23 protein-coding genes and 1 pseudogene are annotated in these 20,515 nt (G+C 40.5%); 14 read left to right on the top strand and 10 right to left on the bottom strand.

The features are described from left to right. Position 1: 1 nt before the first annotated feature. Together F946_RS11305 and F946_RS17075 are read left to right on the top strand one after the other, a co-directional pair. Positions 2–367, top strand: a complete 366-nt coding sequence (locus F946_RS11305; protein ID WP_004982365.1) for a hypothetical protein — start codon at positions 2–4, stop codon at positions 365–367. An 85-nt stretch (positions 368–452) separates the two neighbouring features. Next, positions 453–1,205 (top strand): annotated as a pseudogene (locus F946_RS17075) (IS5 family transposase). 93 nt (positions 1,206–1,298) lie between these two features. On the opposite strand, the gene F946_RS11290 reads toward F946_RS17075, so the two are convergent. Both F946_RS11290 and F946_RS11285 read right to left on the bottom strand, forming a co-directional pair. Then, the gene (locus F946_RS11290) at positions 1,299–1,739 is read right to left on the bottom strand and encodes a DUF2147 domain-containing protein (RefSeq protein WP_004982361.1); all 441 of its coding nucleotides are present in this window, start codon (positions 1,737–1,739) and stop codon (positions 1,299–1,301) included. 394 nt (positions 1,740–2,133) lie between these two features. Continuing rightward, positions 2,134–2,763 carry an alpha/beta hydrolase gene (locus tag F946_RS11285; RefSeq protein WP_010327145.1) on the bottom strand — a complete coding sequence of 210 codons (630 nt, stop codon included), beginning with the start codon at positions 2,761–2,763 and terminating at the stop codon, positions 2,134–2,136. A gap of 126 nt (positions 2,764–2,889) precedes the next feature. Between F946_RS11285 and yaaA the strand changes: the two genes are divergently transcribed. Then, positions 2,890–3,669 carry a peroxide stress protein YaaA gene (gene yaaA / locus F946_RS11280; RefSeq protein ID WP_004982360.1) on the top strand — a complete coding sequence of 260 codons (780 nt, stop codon included), beginning with the start codon at positions 2,890–2,892 and terminating at the stop codon, positions 3,667–3,669. A gap of 15 nt (positions 3,670–3,684) precedes the next feature. After that, on the top strand, positions 3,685–4,311 hold the full coding sequence (locus tag F946_RS11275; RefSeq protein WP_004982359.1) for an HD domain-containing protein: 627 nt from the start codon (positions 3,685–3,687) through the stop codon (positions 4,309–4,311). On the opposite strand, the gene F946_RS11270 is transcribed toward F946_RS11275, so the two are convergent. Next, a complete protein-coding gene (locus tag F946_RS11270; protein ID WP_004982358.1) occupies positions 4,308–5,735 on the bottom strand; it encodes a cryptochrome/photolyase family protein in 1,428 nt (475 codons plus the stop codon). The genes F946_RS11275 and F946_RS11270 overlap by 4 nt on opposite strands. Positions 5,736–5,963: 228 nt before the next feature. Between F946_RS11270 and F946_RS11265 the strand changes: the two genes are divergently transcribed. From F946_RS11265 to F946_RS11250, 4 genes are all read left to right on the top strand, one after another. Next, entirely contained in the window at positions 5,964–6,203 is a 240-nt protein-coding gene (locus F946_RS11265; protein WP_228128108.1) for a hypothetical protein, read from the top strand. Between the two features lie 369 nt (positions 6,204–6,572). Beyond that, positions 6,573–7,895 (top strand): NCS2 family permease, encoded by a 1,323-nt coding sequence (locus F946_RS11260; RefSeq protein ID WP_004696144.1) that lies wholly within the window; start codon positions 6,573–6,575, stop codon positions 7,893–7,895. 67 nt (positions 7,896–7,962) lie between these two features. Next, on the top strand, positions 7,963–8,964 hold the full coding sequence (locus F946_RS11255) for an adenosine deaminase (protein WP_004982350.1): 1,002 nt from the start codon (positions 7,963–7,965) through the stop codon (positions 8,962–8,964). Positions 8,965–9,018: 54 nt separating this feature from the next. Continuing rightward, positions 9,019–9,381, top strand: a complete 363-nt coding sequence (locus tag F946_RS11250; RefSeq protein ID WP_004982348.1) for a hypothetical protein — start codon at positions 9,019–9,021, stop codon at positions 9,379–9,381. Positions 9,382–9,407: 26 nt separating this feature from the next. On the opposite strand, the gene F946_RS11245 is transcribed toward F946_RS11250, so the two are convergent. Continuing rightward, positions 9,408–9,962 carry a cytochrome b gene (locus F946_RS11245; protein ID WP_004982345.1) on the bottom strand — a complete coding sequence of 185 codons (555 nt, stop codon included), beginning with the start codon at positions 9,960–9,962 and terminating at the stop codon, positions 9,408–9,410. A gap of 236 nt (positions 9,963–10,198) precedes the next feature. Between F946_RS11245 and F946_RS11240 the strand changes: the two genes are divergently transcribed. The 3 genes from F946_RS11240 (at position 10,199) to rnhB (ending at position 11,730) form a co-directional block, all read left to right on the top strand. After that, positions 10,199–10,576, top strand: a complete 378-nt coding sequence (locus tag F946_RS11240; RefSeq protein ID WP_035326742.1) for a hypothetical protein — start codon at positions 10,199–10,201, stop codon at positions 10,574–10,576. 139 nt (positions 10,577–10,715) lie between these two features. Next, entirely contained in the window at positions 10,716–11,078 is a 363-nt protein-coding gene (locus F946_RS11235; protein WP_004696154.1) for a hypothetical protein, read from the top strand. A 64-nt stretch (positions 11,079–11,142) separates the two neighbouring features. Continuing rightward, positions 11,143–11,730: a ribonuclease HII gene (rnhB, locus tag F946_RS11230; protein WP_004982342.1), complete on the top strand. Its 588-nt coding sequence runs from the start codon at positions 11,143–11,145 to the stop codon at positions 11,728–11,730. Between the two features lie 48 nt (positions 11,731–11,778). On the opposite strand, the gene csrA is transcribed toward rnhB, so the two are convergent. The 3 genes from csrA to alaS form a co-directional block, all read right to left on the bottom strand. Further along, entirely contained in the window at positions 11,779–12,033 is a 255-nt protein-coding gene (gene csrA / locus F946_RS11225) for a carbon storage regulator CsrA (RefSeq protein ID WP_004982340.1), read from the bottom strand. Positions 12,034–12,306: 273 nt separating this feature from the next. Continuing rightward, positions 12,307–13,587 (bottom strand): aspartate kinase, encoded by a 1,281-nt coding sequence (locus F946_RS11220; protein WP_004982338.1) that lies wholly within the window; start codon positions 13,585–13,587, stop codon positions 12,307–12,309. Positions 13,588–13,653: 66 nt separating this feature from the next. Next, a complete protein-coding gene (gene alaS, locus F946_RS11215) occupies positions 13,654–16,347 on the bottom strand; it encodes an alanine--tRNA ligase (RefSeq protein WP_171065392.1) in 2,694 nt (897 codons plus the stop codon). Positions 16,348–16,739: 392 nt separating this feature from the next. Here alaS and gap point away from each other — a divergent pair, with 392 nt between their 5' ends. Together gap and F946_RS11205 are read left to right on the top strand one after the other, a co-directional pair. Further along, complete coding sequence (gene gap / locus F946_RS11210) at positions 16,740–17,774, top strand: type I glyceraldehyde-3-phosphate dehydrogenase (RefSeq protein WP_004982334.1); 1,035 nt, start codon at positions 16,740–16,742, stop codon at positions 17,772–17,774. A gap of 113 nt (positions 17,775–17,887) precedes the next feature. Next, the gene (locus F946_RS11205; RefSeq protein ID WP_004982331.1) at positions 17,888–18,193 is read left to right on the top strand and encodes a hypothetical protein; all 306 of its coding nucleotides are present in this window, start codon (positions 17,888–17,890) and stop codon (positions 18,191–18,193) included. A 9-nt stretch (positions 18,194–18,202) separates the two neighbouring features. Here F946_RS11205 and F946_RS11200 read toward each other — a convergent pair whose 3' ends face one another. After that, the gene (locus F946_RS11200; RefSeq protein WP_004696169.1) at positions 18,203–18,502 is read right to left on the bottom strand and encodes an AzlD family protein; all 300 of its coding nucleotides are present in this window, start codon (positions 18,500–18,502) and stop codon (positions 18,203–18,205) included. Next, positions 18,499–19,245, bottom strand: coding sequence for an AzlC family ABC transporter permease (locus F946_RS11195; protein WP_004982329.1), 747 nt, complete (start codon positions 19,243–19,245; stop codon positions 18,499–18,501). Before F946_RS11195 ends, F946_RS11200 begins: the two co-directional genes overlap by 4 nt. A 164-nt stretch (positions 19,246–19,409) precedes the next feature. On the opposite strand from F946_RS11195, the gene F946_RS11190 reads away from it, so the two are divergent. Then, on the top strand, positions 19,410–19,865 hold the full coding sequence (locus tag F946_RS11190) for an Lrp/AsnC family transcriptional regulator (protein WP_004982327.1): 456 nt from the start codon (positions 19,410–19,412) through the stop codon (positions 19,863–19,865). A gap of 133 nt (positions 19,866–19,998) precedes the next feature. Here F946_RS11190 and F946_RS11185 read toward each other — a convergent pair whose 3' ends face one another. Further along, a complete protein-coding gene (locus F946_RS11185) occupies positions 19,999–20,409 on the bottom strand; it encodes an Lrp/AsnC family transcriptional regulator (RefSeq protein WP_004982324.1) in 411 nt (136 codons plus the stop codon). Positions 20,410–20,515 lie beyond the last annotated feature (106 nt).

Here is a 20,515-nt window from a genome sequence, read left to right as displayed (position 1 = left end):
AATGAGAAAATTACAATTTACAGCACAGCATGGACAGCAGCAGGATGTAAATGAAAGCGGTGTAGTACAGAAGCAAGTACAAGACCTACTGGTTCAAAAGTTAGGTCAATTTGGTTTTGAAACTTTGCTACAAAGTGGTGATCAAGTAGCTGTGAGTGTCGATAATCATACTTTGCCACTGTCTATTACGTGCCAAGGTCATGACGGCGAAGGAAATCTGGTGTGCGAAATTGCCTCTTATCCAGATGAAGAGCAAGACTGGTTAGACCGAATTGCTGAACGAAGCTTGTTAAATCAATTGGCACAAGCGGTTGAAACTACACTAAAAACAGATAAAAGTTTTACTGAGTTTGAGTGGAAAGGCTAATTGAATAGATAAAAAATGCTGAATTGGTTTTTCCTAGGGCTTGTTGAGAATTAACAAAGGCTACTGATTAATTTATAATAGTACTATGGATAGATACATACTTACTGATGCCCAATGGGCAAAAATGGAACCTTTTTGCCTAGGTAAAGTGACCGATCGAGGTCGTAGTGGAAAAGATAATCGATTATTTTTAGAAGCAGTCCTATGGATTGCCCGTACAGGCAGTCCATGGCGTGATCTACCTCCTCATTTTGGTAAATGGAATACCGTCTTTAAAAGATACCGTGATTGGGTGAAAGCTGGTGTATTTGAAACTATTTTTGCATCTGTAAATGAAGATGTTGATTTGGAATACGCCATGATTGATGGAACGATTGTTAAAGTTCATCGACATGGGCAAGGTGCAAAAGGGGGACTTTCAAACAGTCTATAGGTAAATCTCGAGGTGGAATGACCTGTAAAATTCTTGCCTTAGTGGATAGTCTAGGCAACCTTATTAAGTTTCGATTAATGCCTGGTCAATATCACGATTTAGTAGAAACCAAACCTTTAATTGAAGATGTTGATTTTCAAGCATTACTAGCGGATAAAGCATTTGATGCAGATTGGCTCATCCAAGAACTCAATGAACGTAAAGTGAAAGTGGTGATCCCACCCAAATCTAATCGAAAAGTAATGAGAGCCTTTGATACGATTATGTATAAATGGCGTCATCTCATTGAAAACTATTTCTGTAAGTTAAAAGAATTTAAACGTATAGCGATGCGTAGTTGTAAAAACAGATACGAGTTTTGAAGCCATGATTCAACTGTGCGCGAGTTTAATTAACTCTCGGTAATTCTCAACAGACCCTAATTCAGCATTTTTTAGAACAGAACACGTTTAATATTTTGATGGGGCAATGTGCTTATAACTGGATGTGCTAGAAGCCTTATTCCACACGTAACCAAGTTTGGCTACGTCCCACAGCAGAAACACCTAAATACCCTCTTAAGAATAGCTTTTTCCCATTTGGGCTAATTTTACCTTTTAGGCTATATAGCTTGCCTGAAACGGGATCGATGATTTTGCCATGCGTATAATTAATATTATTTTCAGTCTTTAAACCGGTAATCACTTGCATACCAATAATAGGCTTATTGGTGTAGGGTGCAGGGCAGTTGGTACAGAACTCTTTTGCTGTATAACCTGGACGAGGTGTTGCTTTCAGTGCAGTTCCAGCATAAGTCCCATTGGCTTGCTTTTCAATTTTCACCAGACCTTTGGGTTCTCCAGTTTTATCATCGATATAACGCCAAGTTCCTATAATGTCCTGAGCACAGGCAGATGTGGTGGCTATAGTGACTAAAACTGCCCCGAGAATTGTTTTCATAAAATCCCTGAATATTTTAAAAATTATCTAAATGAATAGCTCTCACGAGCTAAGATGTTGATTGTATAATTTATTATTTGAATAATGATGTGCAGAATATATCAAGTTCAAGCGTAGATTGTTGCATAAAGTACCATTAGCAGGATTAAATCCTTACTTATTTTTAAAACAGGCATTGGATGGAGATTGTGCTGATTGAGTTTGGCGCTCAAAAGGAAACTTAAAATTATTTTGGGAACAGAAGAGATATAAGGGACGACTAATGAAGCTGCTGGAAATGGCTTATTAAGCGTTGGAATAGAAAAAGAGATACATCTAGATTAAAAATAAAAAGTTCAAGAAAGAAAGGGGGCTAATGTTAGACAGCCATTTCTTTCTTGAACTGAGTGATGCGTTAAATCCACAAGAAACGTGTAATCGCAATACGTAACTGTTTTAAGTAACCGGTAAAGAAATGGTTTGCACCAGGTAATACAGTCACTAAATGGCGCTGCGGTTTAGCCCATGTAATCATGTCAGACAGTAAGGTAACTTCATCGGCTTCGCCATGGATGAATAAGATGTCACCTTTAAGCTGTGGTGTTACATAGTGGCGTACACCTGCAACAGTTGCCGTTGGTAGACCACATAAAATGGTTTGTTTTGGTCGAATTTCTTCTTGTAAAGCATCATAGCATTTTGCCATGACATGCGCACCGAAACTAAAACCACCTGCATAGAAGGGTAAAGTTGTATGTGCTGCACGAGCATGCTTAATCACTTCAAGAACATCATCAGTTTCGCCATGACCTTCGTCGTGTAGACCAACACTTTGACCTGAGCCACGGAAACTTGGACGGTACACAATACAACCACGTTCTAAGAACATTTGCGCAAGCAATGCAGGAACCTTATGTTGAGGTGTACCACCTTGGAGTGGATGGGGGTGAGTAACTACCGCGAATCCTTTCACTTCACCCTGTGGATAATCTACAAAAACTTCAATTTGCCCAACTGGACCTTGAATGAACATCTGCTCAGACATAGAGAATCGATACATATAACAGGAGAATGGGCTAGTTTAACCGTTTATGCTTATTAAAAACACAGATTGGCAATAAAATAAGTCTACTGATATAGTCTGTTTAATTGTTTTTTAATCAGGTTATCTATGCTTGCCCTTGTTTCTCCTGCCAAAACTTTAGATTACCAAACTGCTTTACCTACCGATGCGTATACACAACCCAGATTGCTGCAATATTCCCAAGAATTGATCGAAGTTAGTCGCAAACTGTCGGCAAGTGAAATTGCAAGCTTAATGAGCGTCAGTGAAAAAATTGCCACCTTAAACGTCGATCGTTTTCGCGATTGGCAGCCAGAATTCAACTTTGCCAATGCGCGACAAGCCATGTTTGCTTTTAAGGGCGATGTCTATACTGGTTTAGATGCTTATCATTTTTCAGAGTCAAACATTGAATATGCACAGCAACATTTAAGAATGCTCTCTGGGTTATATGGTTTGCTACGTCCACTGGACTTGATGATGCCGTATCGTTTAGAGATGGGAACCAAGCTGGCTAACCCACGCGGACATAATCTGTATGAGTTTTGGGGCAATCACATTACCGATTTAATTAACCAAGATTTAGAGCAGGCAGGTTCTAAAATTTTGTTGAATATTGCTTCGGATGAATACTATAAATCCGTGAAAGAAAGCAAAATTCAAGCTGAAATTATTAAACCTGTGTTTTTAGATCAGAAAAATGGCAAGTATAAAGTCATTAGTTTCTATGCCAAAAAAGCACGTGGTTTGATGGCGCGTTATATGATTGAAAACCAAATTGATCGAATTGAAGGGTTAAAATCATTCCAGACAGATGGTTATTACTTTGATGCCGACAGCTCATTAAAAGGTGAGTTGGTCTTTAAACGAGATGAACAGGCGGCATAATGCAAGGGCATTCCAATGGCGCAGTATACAAAACAGTTTCAGGACTATTGGGCGCTCACCGCAAAGAAACTGAGTTTGGATGACGATACCACTCAAAATTTCTATGTGTCGCTGTATGGCGCCTATAGTGAAGTGCAGCGACATTATCATAACATTCAACATATTGTTGAATGTTTAGAGCATTTTCATCAGATCAAAATCTACTTAGACGATACTTTGTCTGTTGAGTTGGCCATTTGGTTTCATGATGTCATTTATCACCCGCAAGCACATGACAATGAGCAGCAAAGCGCCGACTACATGCAACAGATGCTTAAAAATGTGCTTGGAACTGAGCAAATTTCAAAGATCTATGCATGGATTTTGGCAACCCAAGCACATGCACCGACAGCTGACACTGATTTGGCTTATCTATTGGATATTGATCTGGCTATTTTAGCTAGTGATCCTATGCGTTTTGCTGAATATGAACGCCAAATTCAGCAAGAATATGCTTGGGTTGAGCCCGCACTTTATGTGCAGAAGCGCCAGCAAGTGTTAAAGCACTTTTTAGAAACGCAACCATTGTACCAGACGCCATTTTTCCAAAAGTGCTATGAGCGTTTGGCTAAGCGGAACTTAGCCCAAGCTTTAGGTGTTTAAAGCCCTTTAAATGCTTCGATGGCACGAACACGACTGGATTTTAAATCGACGATTGGTTGGGGGTAGTCCAAATCCATATTCGGCTGCTTCGCATAAGGCTCATGAATGCTTTTGGCATCTAAATGTGCAAGCTCTGGCAGCCACTGTCGAATATAGTCACCATTGCTATCAAATTTTTGCGACTGGCTCACAGGGTTAAAGACTCGGAAGTAAGGCACAGCATCGGTGCCCGTGGAGGCACACCACTGCCATCCGCCATTATTGGCAGCTAAGTCACCATCAGCCAAATGTTGCATAAACCATTGCTCGCCCAGACGCCAATCAATCAACAAGTTTTTAGTTAAGAACATTGCGACAATCATACGAACTCGATTATGCATCCAGCCTGTCGCAAGTAGTTGTCGCATACCTGCATCCACAATTGGAATACCAGTACGACCTTGTTGCCACGCGTTTAAATCTTCAGGCGAATCTCGCCATACAATACGCTGTGTATTGGCTTTAAATGGCCGATGTTTAGAGACATGTGGAAAATCAAATAAAATATGCTGATAAAATTCCCGCCAAAGTAATTCATCTAACCAAATCTGCTGGCCTGTGTTATCAATCATAAATTGACCGTGTTGAGCACGAAACAGGGCATTGAGACACTGGCGAATCGACACGATCCCGAGATTTAAATAAGTTGAAAGTTGACTGGTGCTATTTAAAAATGGAAAGTCTCTCTCTTTTTGATAGTCACTAACTTTGTGATCAATAAAATCATCGAGCACTGAAAGCGCATATATTTCCGTTTCAGGCCAATAGGCTTTAATTTGATTTAACTCATTCGTATTCACATCAATCAGCGATTCAATGTGTGGAATGGCTCTATTTAAATCGGCAGGAAGCAGTATAGGTTGCTGTGCAGAAGGGAGAGGGTAGCACAGTGGTAAGCCAATATTTAAGCGCTCATAACAGGTTTTTTTAAAAGCGCCAAAGACTTGATAGGGCTTACCAGATTGGTTACGAATACTGTTTAAGGGAAAGAGGGTTCTATCTTGGAAGAGCGTAAATTCAATGTGTTGCTGATTTAAGCATTGTTGAACTTCGGCATCGCGCTTAAGCTCATTCACGCCCATTTCGATATTTGCAAAGATTTGTTGTACTTGCAGTGTATGACATAAAGATGAAAGCTGACGTGGAATATCTTGCCACAGCGGAATATTTAGAATGAGCAAAGGAATATTCAGCTGAGCAAGGCTCTGTTTTAAATCGTGCAATTGTCTGACATATAAATCAATTTTTACAGCCGCGTCATGATGTAATAGCCACTGTTGTGGGGATAGGATCACTAAAGCCAGCATAGGTCCATGTTGGCTTGCATGCCAAAGTGCAGCATGGTCGTGTGTGCGAAGATCTTGTCTAAACCAAATTATGTTCATAAAAGGTTAATCAACTGTAATTTTTTGAAATATAAAATATTACAAAATTGAGCACTTTGATCATATTTTTTTCTCACTCGTTTAACTTAATCTTATGTTATTGAAATAATTAAATCAGAAAAAACTATAAAGTGTGAAGATGCTTTTTATCTGATAAATGTGTGACCCTTTGTATTATTTGTTATGATTTGTAATCATGCTAAAGCAGTTGTGGATATTGTGAATGTCATGAAAAAAATTCTAATCCCTATTTTTGTGGCTGCAGTTTGTTTGCTTGGGTTTGCTGTTTTTCAGGATACAGAAACGAAAAAACAGCAACAGTTGAATCAACTCATGAACAGTGCTGAGCCTAAAGTACAAAAGTTGAGTCCTTTCTCAAAGGCAAAGGTCATGCCTGAAAAAGTCAGTAGCCCTCTTCAAAGTGATGCTGAAGCAATAATCGAGCAGGTCTCCACTAAAGTACTTTGACGCTTAAGATAGAATAAAATCATGTGTAAATGACTTATCATGTTGAATTTTAATTAAAAATAAATTTAAAACAATTAAAAATCAGTGTGTTATAATTCGCGCCAAGATATATTGAATTTTAGATTTTGAGTCTAAAATGACGTTTTTGTTGAAAGCTGCATACAGTTTATGCGGCTTTTTTGTTTAGGTATATATGGTTCGACCCTGCGTTTGAACCATTCATGGCTAAATAAACTTTTCCTGAATTGAGGAAATTTGGCATATTCATTGCTTTAACTTCCAGAAATTTAATCAGATTTTCATCATACTGAGTGTCGAAATTTTTTGGCAGTTATACAGTTTTAAAAGTTTATTTACAGGGGCTAGGTCATGACGACTCCTAATCCATCTTCAGAAAATATGCTCGAGCGTATGTTCAAACTGAGTGAAAATAAAACCAGTTTTCGTACAGAGCTTCTTGCAGGTGTAACCACATTCTTAACTATGTGTTACATCATTATTGTGAATCCAATGATTTTATCCGAAACGGGGATGGATCATGGTGCTGTCTTTGTAGCGACTTGTCTTGCAGCCGCAATTGGCTGTTTGGTTATGGGTATTGTTGCAAATTATCCAATTGCATTGGCACCGGGTATGGGCTTAAACGCTTACTTTACCTATTCGGTGTGTATGGGTATGGGTGTGCCTTGGCAGACTGCTTTGGCTGCAGTGTTTGTATCAGGTTTGGTGTTCATTGCGATCAGTATGTTTAAGATCCGTGAAGCCATTGTGAATGCAATCCCAATGTCGCTTAAGCTTGCGATTGGCGGCGGAATTGGTTTATTCCTTGCGTTGATTGCTTTAAAAAATGCAGGCGTTATTGTGGACAATCCAGCGACTTTGGTTGGATTGGGCGACTTAAAGCAACCGACGGTTCTTTTGGCTTTATTTGGCTTCTTGATGGTGGTTGTACTGCATCACTTTAAAGTGCGTGGTGCTATTATTATCAGCATCTTGGCTTTAACTGCAATTTCAACAGCAATGGGCTTAAGCGAGTTCAAAGGTGTTGTTGGTGAGATTCCATCAATTGCTCCAACATTCATGCAAATGGACTTTGAAGGCCTATTTACAGCAAGCTTAGTGGGTGTCATTTTTGTATTCTTCTTGGTCGATTTATTTGACTCAACAGGTACATTGGTGGGCGTGTCACACCGTGCAGGCTTACTGAAAGATGGCAAGCTTCCACGTTTGAAAAAAGCATTATTTGCAGACTCAACCGCAATTGTTGCAGGTGCAGCACTAGGTACATCATCGACGACACCATATATTGAGTCGTCTGCTGGTGTTGCTGCTGGTGGCCGTACAGGTTTAACCGCAGTTGTGGTCGGTGTGTTATTTATCTTATGTTTGTTTTTAGCACCCTTAGCTCAATCTGTACCAGGTTTTGCAACAGCTCCAGCATTGTTATTTGTTGGTGTGTTGATGATTCAAGGGATTACCCATATTGATTGGGATGATATTACTGAAGCTGTACCTGCGTTCTTAACCATTGTATTTATGCCATTTACCTATTCAATTGCAGATGGTATTGCAATGGGTTTTATTAGCTATGCATTGGTTAAATTGTTCACCGGTAAAGCGGCGACTGTACCGTACATGGTGTGGATTGTGGCTGTGCTTTGGGCATTAAAATTCGCGTTATTTGGTGGCTAATTCATCAAATAGTGATAAGGGTGTAAACTCAGTTTACGCCCTTTTTTATTTTTAAAGAGGAAAAGATATGAGTCAATTGGAGCTCATTCGTGCTTTACCAAAAGCTGAATTGCATGTGCATATTGAAGGGACATTTGAGCCAGAACTCATGTTTGCAATCGCACAGCGTAATCAAATAGACATTCCTTATAAGTCGGTTGAAGAAGTAAAACAGGCTTATAATTTTCACAATTTGCAATCGTTTTTAGACATCTATTATGCAGGCGCAAATGTACTGATTCATGAGCAAGATTTCTATGACTTGGCTTGGGCGTATTTTGAAAAATGTGCCGAAGACCGTGTAGTGCATACTGAAATGTTTTTTGACCCACAAACGCATACAGACCGTGGTATTGCTTTTGAAACAGTGATTAATGGTCTGCAACGCGCATGTGATGATGCCAAGGCAAAATTCGGCATTAGCTCGCATTTGATAATGTGTTTCTTGCGTCATTTAAGTGAAGAAGCAGCCCTTGAAACTTTAGCACAGGCATTGCCTTTTAAAGATCAAATTATTGGTGTAGGTTTAGACTCAAGTGAAGTTGGGCATCCCCCTTCAAAGTTTGAACATGTCTTTGCTAAAGCGCGTGAAGCAGGCTTTTTAGTGGTTGCGCATGCGGGTGAAGAAGGCCCGGCAGAATACGTATGGGAAGCTTTAGATTTGCTTAAAGTAAACCGTATTGACCACGGTGTACGTTCTGAAGAAGACCCTGTATTAATGCAGCGTTTGATCGCAGAAAAAATGCCACTGACAGTTTGTCCACTCAGCAACTTAAAGCTATGTGTCGTTGACGATATGGCACAGCACAATATCCGCCGTTTGTTGCAACAAGGTGTGCAAGTGACGGTAAATTCAGATGATCCATCGTACTTTGGTGGTTATATGAATGATAACTTTATTGCCATTACAGATGCGTTAGACTTAACAGTAGCTGAGCTAAAACAATTGGCGCTGAACTCTTTTGAGGCGTCGTTTATTTCGGCAGAAGAGAAGCAAAAATGGGCGGCTGAAATTGCAGCCATTGCTTAATCTGATGTCCTTTTAAAGACAGAGTTCGCTCTGTCTTTTTTATGTGAGGTCGATATGAAAAAAATCATTGCATCGCTTGTGGTTATTGTTGTGCTCTTTGCAGTTTATTTACTCAAAACGGATACAGGGTTAACTCAAAAGCTATTAAGGCCAGTGGTGGTGTATCAGTGCAGTGTTGAGCTTGAAGCGACAAGGCTGTGGAAAGTCAGTACAGCATTGCTTAGTGAAGAGAAAAAGAATCAGCTCCAAACGCAAATCTGTGGTTGCGTGGGTGAAAATGCGTTAAAGGATATTCCAGCAACAACCTTGCTACATGCCGTAGTTGATGAACAAGTCAAAAAACAGGTGGTACAACAGGGTGTGTTGAATACGCTGAAAGGATGTGTGGTGGATGAAATCCTAAAAGCAACAGATTGATGCTTTTAGGCTGGTTCAACTTAGTATTACTTTGCTTGTTTGGTCATGCTATTTAACACATTATCTTTATCAATAAAGTGGTGTTTCAGTGCTGCTGCAATATGACCTACCAACAGCAATCCTGCTGCCCATGAAATCCAGATATGTAAAGGTTTTACGATCGCGAGTAATTCAGGGTTATCTTGTACTAAGCGGGGAATTTCAAAAAGGTATAATACAGGTGCAGGGTGCCCAGCACTCCAGCTAAATAAACAGCCAGTAATAGGCAAAGCCAACAAAATGAAATATAAAGCCAAATGACCGAAGTGTGCCATTTTTTGCATTAACGGTGACATGCTGTCTGGAAGTTTGGGTGCAGGGTGGGTATAACGCCAAAAGATACGAATCACTACTAGAAAGATAATCGTGGTTGCAATGTTCTTATGTAAGGTAATGACATCCCCTTTAAAGCTACCATCAGCATCATAACTGAGGAAGTTTCCGCTATAAAAACCAATCAGCCAAGCAGCAATAAAGATAATTGCCATGAGCCAATGCAGGATTTGAGCAGTACGCGTGTAATGGGTATTTGCCGAGTTCATTAGATTCACATCCATTTTTATGTTGCGCTATTTTATAGAACTATAGATAGGTCAAAAATGTAGTAGATGCAACATAGCGTTGATATTCTGCAACGCTGCACAGACCAATGGCGTATGACTGATCTAAAGCTGTGCAATAGGCGAAAGATATTAAAATGGCATGGAAATAGTGTTTCCGTAAATAGCAAAGATTCGGCAAAATACGCGCACTTTAACTGTTATAAATGGATAACTCCGTGAAAAAAATGATTGCAGTGCTTGCTCCTTTGGCTTTGATCCTGTCGGCTTGTACAACGACTGATATGGCAACGACCAATACGACGACCACCACGCAACAACTGGGTACAGCGGCGCTTAAAATTGCCATTAATGCAAAATGTACGACTGAGTTGAATAATCTACCGGCATGGAAAACAGCAACCAAATTTATGACGGCTGACCAAAAAACCGATATTCAAACCGAAATTTGTGGTTGCGTAAGTGAAAAAGCCCCACAAAATATTACCGCTGTCGATGTGGCAACAGCGGCCATTGACCCTGCGGCGCGAACAACCATTATTAGCAATGCTGTGACCAAAACCATCAATGCATGTGTGGCTGAAGCGGTGAATTAAGTTGTGATATATCAAAGAAGCGGGGGACATGCCTCGCTTCTTTGCGGTTTTTTTTGTACTTTTTGGCGTTTATCTTTTATATTGAATTGAATAATAACAATTGAAGCCTGATTTCTTTTACAACAAAGGGTGTATCTGTATGAAAAATGATAAGTTAATTCTCTGTTTGTTTGGCTCGCTTATGCTTTCCGCGTGTGTGTCGAATCCTTTATCTAGCTCAGATGATGATGGAATTTCGGCTATTAAAATGGCCTCACATGCAAAATGTATGGATGAAATCGAAACTAATCCGACATGGATCATGGGCAGTAAGCTGTTATCAGAAGACCAAAAACAAAAGAAAAAACGTGAAGTATGTAACTGTGTAGGTGATAACTCTCCCAAAGTATTGTCTAAAGAGCAGTTGGCTTTGGCGGCAATTGATCCCAAAGCAAAGGCAACCTATGGCGCTTTAGCCGCAACAAAAACAACAGCCACATGCGCCTCTGAAATGCTAAACTAAGCCGAATAAATTGTTAAGTTTTTAAAATGGCTGTTGATCAGCCATTTTTTTATGAGAGTAGAAAATGCAAATTGCAGGTGCAGATGAGGCAGGGCGCGGCCCTTTGGTGGGTTCAGTGGTCGCTGCTGCGGTAATTTTAGACCCGAATAACCCAATACAAGGGTTGAATGATTCCAAAAAATTGACTGAAAAAAAACGTGAAAAACTTTTTGTCGAAATTAAGGAAAAAGCATTAGCATGGGTGATTGCTGAGGCGAGTGCTGCTGAAATTGATGAGATCAACATTTTACAAGCATCTTTGCTTGCGATGCGCCGCGCGGTTGAACAGCTTGCAATACAGCCCGAACATGTCTTGGTTGATGGTAATAAAATTCCACAAGGCTTGAGTATGAGTTGTGAGGCAATTGTGGGTGGGGATGCTTTACATGCTGAAATCTCAGCAGCGAGTATTTTGGCCAAAGTGACACGTGACCATCAAATGATTGAGATGGATCGAAAATATCCTCAGTTTGGTTTTGCCAAACACAAAGGTTATCCAACCAAAGCGCATTTTGAGGCGATTGCTGAACATGGGGTCATTGACGAGCATCGTCGTAGTTTTGGGCCTGTAAAGAAAGTGATCGAGGCACTTGAGCAAAAAGAGACTGTATAAAAATTTAAAGCGGCCAATCGGGCCGCTTTATATCTGAATGTTTCAATCTTAACGATTGAAATTATTCTGCTGTGCACCTTCATCTTCAAATGCAGGCTGGTAGTCCTGATCAAGATGTTGAAGATGTTCATGCATTGCACGTTCATGCTGAATGCGTTGATAAATCTCTTCACGATGTACAGATACTTCTTTGGGAGCATTGACACCAATACGAACTTGGTTGCCTTTGACACCAAGTACAGTAACACTTACTTGATCCCCAATCATTAATGTTTCACCGACGCGTCGGGTCAAAATCAGCATGTTTATCTCCTTGCAAAACGCTAAACCTGCAGTTGTACTAAAGTAAAATACATAATTTTTTGTATTTAAAAAAATTTAAACAAATGTTTAATACAACCGCATGACACTTGAATTTTTAGATATCTAGTGACATTAGGTATAACATTCATCTAAATTTAAGAAAGCCTCGGGCTTAATATAACAGAGCCACTATAGAAAAAACTATAGTGGCCCCTGATTTTTGTAGTCTTTTGCAAAAACTGTCAGACAATGACAAGTTTTTCGCAAGATTGCTTAAGCACGTGCGCTTGATTCACCATGTTCACGGTCTAAACCAAAAGCAGTGTGTAGAGAACGTACAGCAAGTTCTAGGTAGTTTTCTTCAATAATCACAGAAATTTTGATTTCTGAAGTTGAGATCATCAAAATGTTGATGCCTTCATCAGCCAGGGCAGTAAACATTTTACTTGCAACACCTGCGTGTGAACGCATACCAACACCTACGATTGACACTTTAACAATGTCGTCACGTGTAGCAACTTCGCGCGCACCAATGGCTTGAGCAGTTTCTTGAAGAATTTTTGTTGCTTTTGCAAGTTCGCCACGGTTTACCGTGAAGGTGAAGTCAGTTGTACCATCTTCTTCAACATTTTGGATAATCATATCCACTTCAATGTTGGCATTACCAATTGGCGATAAAATTTTAGATGCAATACCTGGTTCATCAGGAACACCTAGAATCGTAAGTTTAGCTTCGTCACGGTTAAATGCGATACCAGAGATAATTGGTTGTTCCATGTTGTCTTCCGCCTCAGTGGTGATTAGTGTTCCGACGTTCTTTTTAAATTCTTCGTCGAATGCGCCATCATCGTCATTATCAAAACTTGATAATACGCGTAAAGGCACTTGGTATTTTCCTGCAAATTCAACCGAGCGAATTTGTAGAACTTTAGAACCAAGTGATGCCATTTCCAGCATTTCTTCAAATGAAATACGGTCTATTTTTTTCGCTTTTGGTGCAACGCGTGGGTCAGTGGTATAAACGCCATCTACATCTGTATAGATTTGGCATTCATCTGCTTTTAATGCCGCAGCAAGTGCTACACCAGAAGTATCTGAACCGCCACGGCCGAGGGTGGTGGTATTACCATCGGCATCGAAACCTTGGAAACCAGCAACCACGATCACACGACCAGCATCTAAATGCGCAGTCATGGTATCGGTATCAATCGACTCGATACGTGCTTTGGTAAACGCATTGTCTGTTTTGATACCGACTTGGCGACCTGTAAGTGACTTAGCTTCAACGCCAATAGAATTGAGCGCCATTGCTAACATTGAAATCGTTACCTGTTCACCCGTAGAAACCATTTGGTCTAATTCTCGTGGGTCAGGGGTTTCGGTAATGGCTTTCGCTAAAGCAAGTAGACGATTGGTTTCGCCACTCATTGCTGATACAACCACTACAACCTTGTGGCCGTGGTCATGCCAACGCTTTACACGACGAGCAACATTTAAAATGCGCTCTGGAGTACCCATAGAGGTACCGCCATATTTTTGAACGATTAATGCCATAGTTGTTCCATATAAACCATGACCCTGAATGCATCATTCAGGGTCAGTTACACAAAAGGTGAAGTTTTATTTCGCTTCAAGCCAAGCAGTTAAATCTGCCATCACTGTTGCAAACTTCTCGTTTAGTGGCGCGCCACCTTGTGCTAAGTCAGGTTTGCCACCACCTTTACCACCAAGCTCAGTTGCTAGATGTTTGATGATGTCACCTGCTTTAATAGAAGCAGTAAAGTCTTTTGCTACAGATGCAATCAGGCTAACTTTGTCACCTTCAACACCAGCAAGTACGATGACTGCATTTTCTAATTTTGATTTCACACCGTCATGTAGGTTGCGAAGTGATTTCGCATCCATATTTTGAACAGTCGTGATCAGCGTTTGACGACCCGCAAGCGTTTGAACTTGGCTAAGCAGTTCAGCAGCTTGGAAGCTGGCAAGTTTTTGATTGAGTTGCTCAATCTGTTTTTGCAAGCTTGATGCTGTGTCGACTAAGGCTTCAACTTTTTCTAAAGTTTGGTCTTTTTGAGCTTTCAATAAACCATTGATGGTATTGATATCACGGTCAGCTTTTTGAGCAACTTCAATGGCTTTGGTACCTGTTACCGCTTCAATACGGCGTACACCTGCAGCTACACCACCTTCAGAAGTGATTTTGAACAAGCCAATGTCGCCTGTGCGTTTAACGTGAATACCACCGCATAGCTCGATTGAGAAGTTTTTCTCTTCAATGATTGAACCCATTGAAAGTACACGAACTTCATCGCCATATTTTTCACCGAACAGCATCATCGCACCTTTTGCTTTCGCAGATTCGATGTCTAGAAGTTCAGTACTTACTGCTGTATTTGCAATCACTTCAGCATTGACTAAGCGTTCAATTTCTTGAAGTTGTTCAAACGAAACAGGTTGATCGTTGGCAAAGTCAAAACGTAAGATGTCTGACGCAACCAATGAGCCTTTCTGTTGTACGTGCTCACCTAAGATTTGACGTAGTGCAGCATGCAAAAGGTGAGTTGCAGAGTGGTTACGTGCAGTTGCAGCGCGGATGTCTGCTTTAACTGTTGCTTCAACATTTTGAGCAAGCTTAATGCTACCTACAGTCACGATACCTTGGTGTACAAAAGCGCCGCCTGATTTCTTGGTGTCCTGGACTTCAAAAATACCTGTGTCATTTTTGAAAATACCCGTGTCACCAATTTGACCGCCGCTTTCTGCATAGAACGGGGTTTGGTTCAGTACGATGAGGGCTTCGTCACCTTCAACCACTTCATTAACTTGTTCGCCATCTTTATAGATCGCAATAATTTGACCTTCGCCAACTGTTGCGTCATAGCCGTCAAACTGAGTTTCGCCTTCAACTTTAACAACAGAGTTGTAGTCAATTGCGAATTTACCTGCATCGCGTGCACGTTGACGTTGAGCAGCCATTTCAACTTCAAAGCCTGCTTCATCAATGGTTAAATCACGTTCACGAGCGATGTCAGCAGTTAGGTCAGTTGGGAAACCGTAAGTATCATACAGTTTAAACACCACTTCACCGGGAATCACTGAACCTTTCAGTTGAGCCAACTCACCCTCAAGCAATTTCAAACCTTGCTCTAGAGTTTTAGCAAATTGCTCTTCTTCTTTCAGTAATTGCGCTTCAATACGTGCCTTTTGTGCTTCAAGTTCTGGGTAAGCTTGACCCATCACTTCAATTAAAGGTTGCAACATTTTATGGAAGAATGAGCCTGTTGCACCCAGTTTGTTACCATGACGAACTGCACGACGGATTATACGGCGCAGTACATAGCCACGGCCTTCATTTGATGGGTTTACACCATCAGCAATCAGGAATGAACATGAACGTGCGTGATCCGCAACCACTTTAAGTGACGCAGGATATTGAACTGGTGTACCTTTTTCGCGAGCTTCTGCTTCAAGTGCAGCGGTATCTAAACCAATAATTTCAGCGGCTGCTTTGAGTAAGTGTTGGAACAGGTCAATTTCGTAGTTTGAGTTAACGTGTTGTAAAACAGCAGAAATACGCTCTAAGCCCATACCTGTATCAACAGAAGGCGCCGGAAGAGGGTGTAATACGCCATCCGCAGTACGGTTAAACTGCATGAATACGTTGTTCCAAATTTCAATGAAACGGTCGCCATCTTCTTCAGGTGTACCCGGTAAGCCACCCCAAATATGGTCGCCATGGTCAAAGAAGATTTCAGAACATGGGCCACAAGGACCTGTATCGCCCATTGCCCAGAAGTTATCTGATGCGTATTGGCCACCTTTGTTGTCGCCAATACGGATAATACGTGATGCATCTAAACCAATTTCTTTGTTCCAGATGTCAAATGCTTCGTCGTCAGTGTGGTAAACCGTTGCATAGAGTTTGTCTTTAGGCAGTGCTAACCAAGCTTCACCAGTGAGGAAATCCCATGCAAATTTGATTGCATCACGTTTGAAGTAGTCGCCAAATGAGAAGTTACCTAACATTTCAAAGAAGGTATGGTGACGTGCGGTATAACCGACATTGTCTAAGTCGTTGTGTTTACCACCTGCGCGGACACACTTTTGTGAAGACACTGCACGTACATAATCACGTTTTTCTAGGCCTAAGAAACAATCTTTAAATTGGTTCATACCCGCGTTGGTAAACAACAAGGTAGGGTCGTTGGCGGGAACTAGAGAACTCGACGCGACACGTGTATGCCCTTGCGATTCAAAGTAGCTTAAAAAAGCTTCGCGAATTTCAGCTGATGTCATAAAACGAGTACTCACAACCAAGTCACTCCATAATTTCGATTTGGCTAATAGTAGCTGAAGAAAGTCTTATTCTAAATACGCTGACTTCAGATACTGGCTTAAAAATTTTAAAACGCCAAATTATAACGGAAAAAGGATGTTGCACCAATCACTTTAAGGCGAATTGATGACATTTCTATGTATTCGATAGTTCTAAGATTTTGCTTGTTATTGTTGGATATTTATATCATTTCGTGGAAATGAGTTGATTGGTCCGAGGTGGTTAGGTAGATCAATTTATGACTTAAGGGTTCATATTCATCATCTTCGCTGATGGATGATAGAAAAAGAAAGCTTAACCAAATCTGTATAAATCCATTAATATAGGCTTGCTTTATCTTTCATCATTTTATAAATAAGGGCAAGTCATGCAACGAGTGGCGATAAATGGATTTGGTCGAATCGGACGTAATGTACTACGCGCTTGGTTTGAAAATCCAAAGAACTTTCAGTTTGAAATCGTCGCGGTAAATGATGTAGCAGATGTAGAAACCTTATTGCATTTATTTAAATATGACACCACGCATGGGCGCTTTCCGGGAAAAGTCGATTTAAGTTATGAAAATGAAAGAATTTATTTACATCTTTCTAAAGATCAAGCGCAGCTCAAAGTTGAAGTCTTGCGTCAGGCAAACCCGCAGGATTTACCTTGGTCAAGCCTCCATGTAGACGTGGTTCTAGAGTGCACAGGTTTATTTCGCTCGCGTGAAGCAGCAACAGGGCATATCAGCGCAGGTGCAAAGCGGGTCATTATTGGCGCGGCACCTTTTGACTCGGTTGATGCCGCAATTGTGTATGGGGTGAATCACCATGAGGTCAAAGTCAGTGACCAAATCATTTCCAGTGTGTCATGTACTACGCAGGCCTTAGTGCCTTTGGTTAAAATCATTGATGATGCTTTTGGAATTGATACTGCGCTCATGACCGAAATTCATGCAGTGACTGCCGATCAGTCTGTATTGGATCATGCGCATCGTGACCTAAGGCGTGCCCGTGCTTCAGGTCAAAACATTATCCCAACGACATCGTCAGCCCTTGGTGCTTTAAAACAAGTGATGCCTAAGATGGCTGATCGTATTGATGGTTATTCGATTCGTGTGCCAACCATTAATGTGGCTGCAATTGATTTAACTTTTATTTCGCAGACACCAATTACCGATCATAAAATTAATGAAGTACTGATTCAGGCGGCGAAGTCAGACTACCGTGAAATTATGGATGTGACGGATGAACCTTTGGTGTCTTCAGATTTTAACCATTCACCCTATTCACTCATTGTTGATTTAACGCAAACCATGGTGGTGGGGCATCAAGCCAAAGTCTTTGCGTGGTATGACAATGAATGGGGCTATGCAAACCGCTTATTAGATTTGTGTGAATCTTTTAGTGCGTCAACCACCTAAAGATCTTTATTTTTAGGCATCTTTTACTCTGAAAACAAGATGATAGGCATAGACCGAATACAGACTTGTGGTTATCATGAATTCATAAACGAAAATAATGTAGAGTGGTGTTTATGTTGATCTTAATTTGGGGATTTATTTTGCTGTTGGCGGTCGCTGTCGTATTTTTAATTTGGTTTCAATTTAAAAATCAGGCAGATAAAACCGATCCAAGCGTAGAGCAAAATCAACTGCAAGAAAAAGTACATCATCTTGAAGAAAATTTAAAAAAGACCTTGGAAATTATGCAAGATCTTGCAAAAAAGATGCATGTGCAACAGGAAGTGATCGAGCAGACCACGTCTAAGTTGCAAAAAGTTGAGCTACAAAACGCTGAGTTGGTGAGTATTCTTGCTAAAGCCGTACAACCAGAACGCTAAAAATTAAGTTTAGATGAGCACGGTACGTAATAATGCCGCGCTCAGCATACTAATCACAACGGTTGGTAAAAGTGAAAAGCGTGAAGCTGCAATTAGAGTGATGGCAATGGCGAGTAGATCTGCGACATTGTCTTTGACAAAATAAGGTGCAATTACTGAAATAAGTACGCAGCCCGGAACAACTTCCAAAATCTTTCGTTGTTTGTTGCTTAAAGTTTTATTTTTAAGCAAAACATAGCCCAATATACGCGTCAGATAAGTGGTTGCTGCGACCAATAAAATCGCGACAAGTGTTGTGCTGTGGATCATAGCTCATCCTCCTGAATAAATAAGAAGGCAGAGGCGATGCCACAGATTGCACCAATAGGCACATACCAACCCATCGGTAAATATAAATAAGCAATGGCTGCACTGATTAGACTGACGAGCCAAGGGCGAGCTGCACTGAATCCTTTCCACATGCCACGTAGTAAAACCAAAAATACCGCAGCAAAGGCCATATCAAACCCATAACGATGAACATCGCCTAGCAAAGGACCAAGAATGGCACCTAAGCTGGTAAAACTAACCCACATCAAGTACAGGGCAAAACAGATGCCTGCGTAGTAGGACATGCTAAAGGCCTGTTGTAGCCCAAATCTTTTCTTTTGTTCTGCATCGGCAAGGGCTGCAGCCCAACTTTCATCACACATGAAAAACAGGGCAGGGAAAACTTGTCGATTAGGCAAATGGCGTAAAAAGGGCACGAGACTTGCACCCATGAGCAAATGACGGCTATTGACTAGGAACGTAATGAAAATTAAAACGAGAAAATTTGGTGGATTGGTCCAGACTTCGAGCACGGCAAACTCGGAACCGCCCGCAAAGTTTAGGCCAGTAAATAATGGAACTTCTAAATGACTAAAGCCTTTTTGAGTGGCTTGTGTTCCTAGGACCAAAGCAAAAGGAATAATGCCCAGCAGCATGGGGATAGATGTTTTAATACCACGCTTAAACTCGACGTAATCGGTGGAGTCATTGAGTTCTTGAGTCGTATTTCTAAGGGAGAACATTTTAAATCGCCTATGCGTGCTAGGTTTTGGTGCAGTAGGTGAATAAGTGTAGGCTTTTTTTGAAGATATTTTTTGCTTTATTTAGCTTAATATAGGGCTTGTTTGGAATAATATGCTGTAATTGGTTAAATATCAGCAAAATTATGCTTTAGGAGGTGAAATTTATGGATCAAACCGATAAACGTATATTGCAAGTGCTACAAGTTGATGGAAAACTTCAAAATAATGAGTTGGCTCAGCGCATTGGACTGTCTGCCTCACCGTGTTTAAGACGAGTAAAAAAACTAGAAGAAGACGGAATTATTCGGGCTTATGTGGCTTTGGTTGATCCTGTTAAAGTGAATCTGCGATTGACCGTGTTTGCACGCATTTGGCTAAAAAGTCAGGATCCGCAAACGGTGAACCAATTTGTTGAATCAATTCGTGAAGTTCCTGAAGTAGTCGAGTGTCATTTAATGGCAGGGGATTGTGATTTCTTTTTACGTATTGTGGTTGCAGACTTAGACGCCTATAGACAGTTTCAAATCCATCGTCTAAATAAAATCCCCAATATACAAAGTATTAAAACAGAAATTCCGCTGCAAAATATCAAGCAGACAACCGAGTTGCCAATTACTTAGATTTTTTAACGGTTGTGCGTGTTTTTTTAAGTTGAGTTCAATAGTGTGTAGACAAATGTTTAACTCATTAGACTGGCTTTTCAGTTGAATCAAATTGATCACTCTGGAGTTACTTTCATGAGTGGCTTGGGAGTTAAGGCTGCAGTTCAATTGCTCTGACGACACTGTCTACAGAATATTGTCCCCATGGAGAAAGTTTTTCAATGAAGTCATTCATGTCTTGTTGGGTAAAGTGGCTAATCAGCATATAACACGCTGAACCACAGACTTTATAGGCATATTCAATTTTATCGAATTGGCTTAAAAATATTTCAAACTGATCAAATTGATGATTTTCCATCATGATGCGAATAAATTGAGTCGCCTCATATTCTAATTCAACCGTATATTTTTGGATTAGGCCTTCATTTTGCATTTTTGCAATACGATTTCCTACAGCTTGACCTGTGCGATGAACCAATTCGCCAATATCTTTATGACTTAATCGTGAGTCATTTTTAAGAATCTTTAAGATTTTTGAGTCAATTGGATCTTGATTTGCCATCGTGATGATTGTTCTTTCAGAATGAAAGCATTTATTGATACATTCTTTCACATCCAACTGCAAGAATGGGTTCATTTTACTTATTCTATGGCATAGATACATTAGA

The organism is Acinetobacter johnsonii ANC 3681, from assembly GCF_000368805.1.
Lineage (GTDB): Bacteria > Pseudomonadota > Gammaproteobacteria > Pseudomonadales > Moraxellaceae > Acinetobacter > Acinetobacter johnsonii.
Note: the sequence above shows the minus strand (reverse complement) of the source record. Positions and strands in the feature narration are given on the sequence as shown.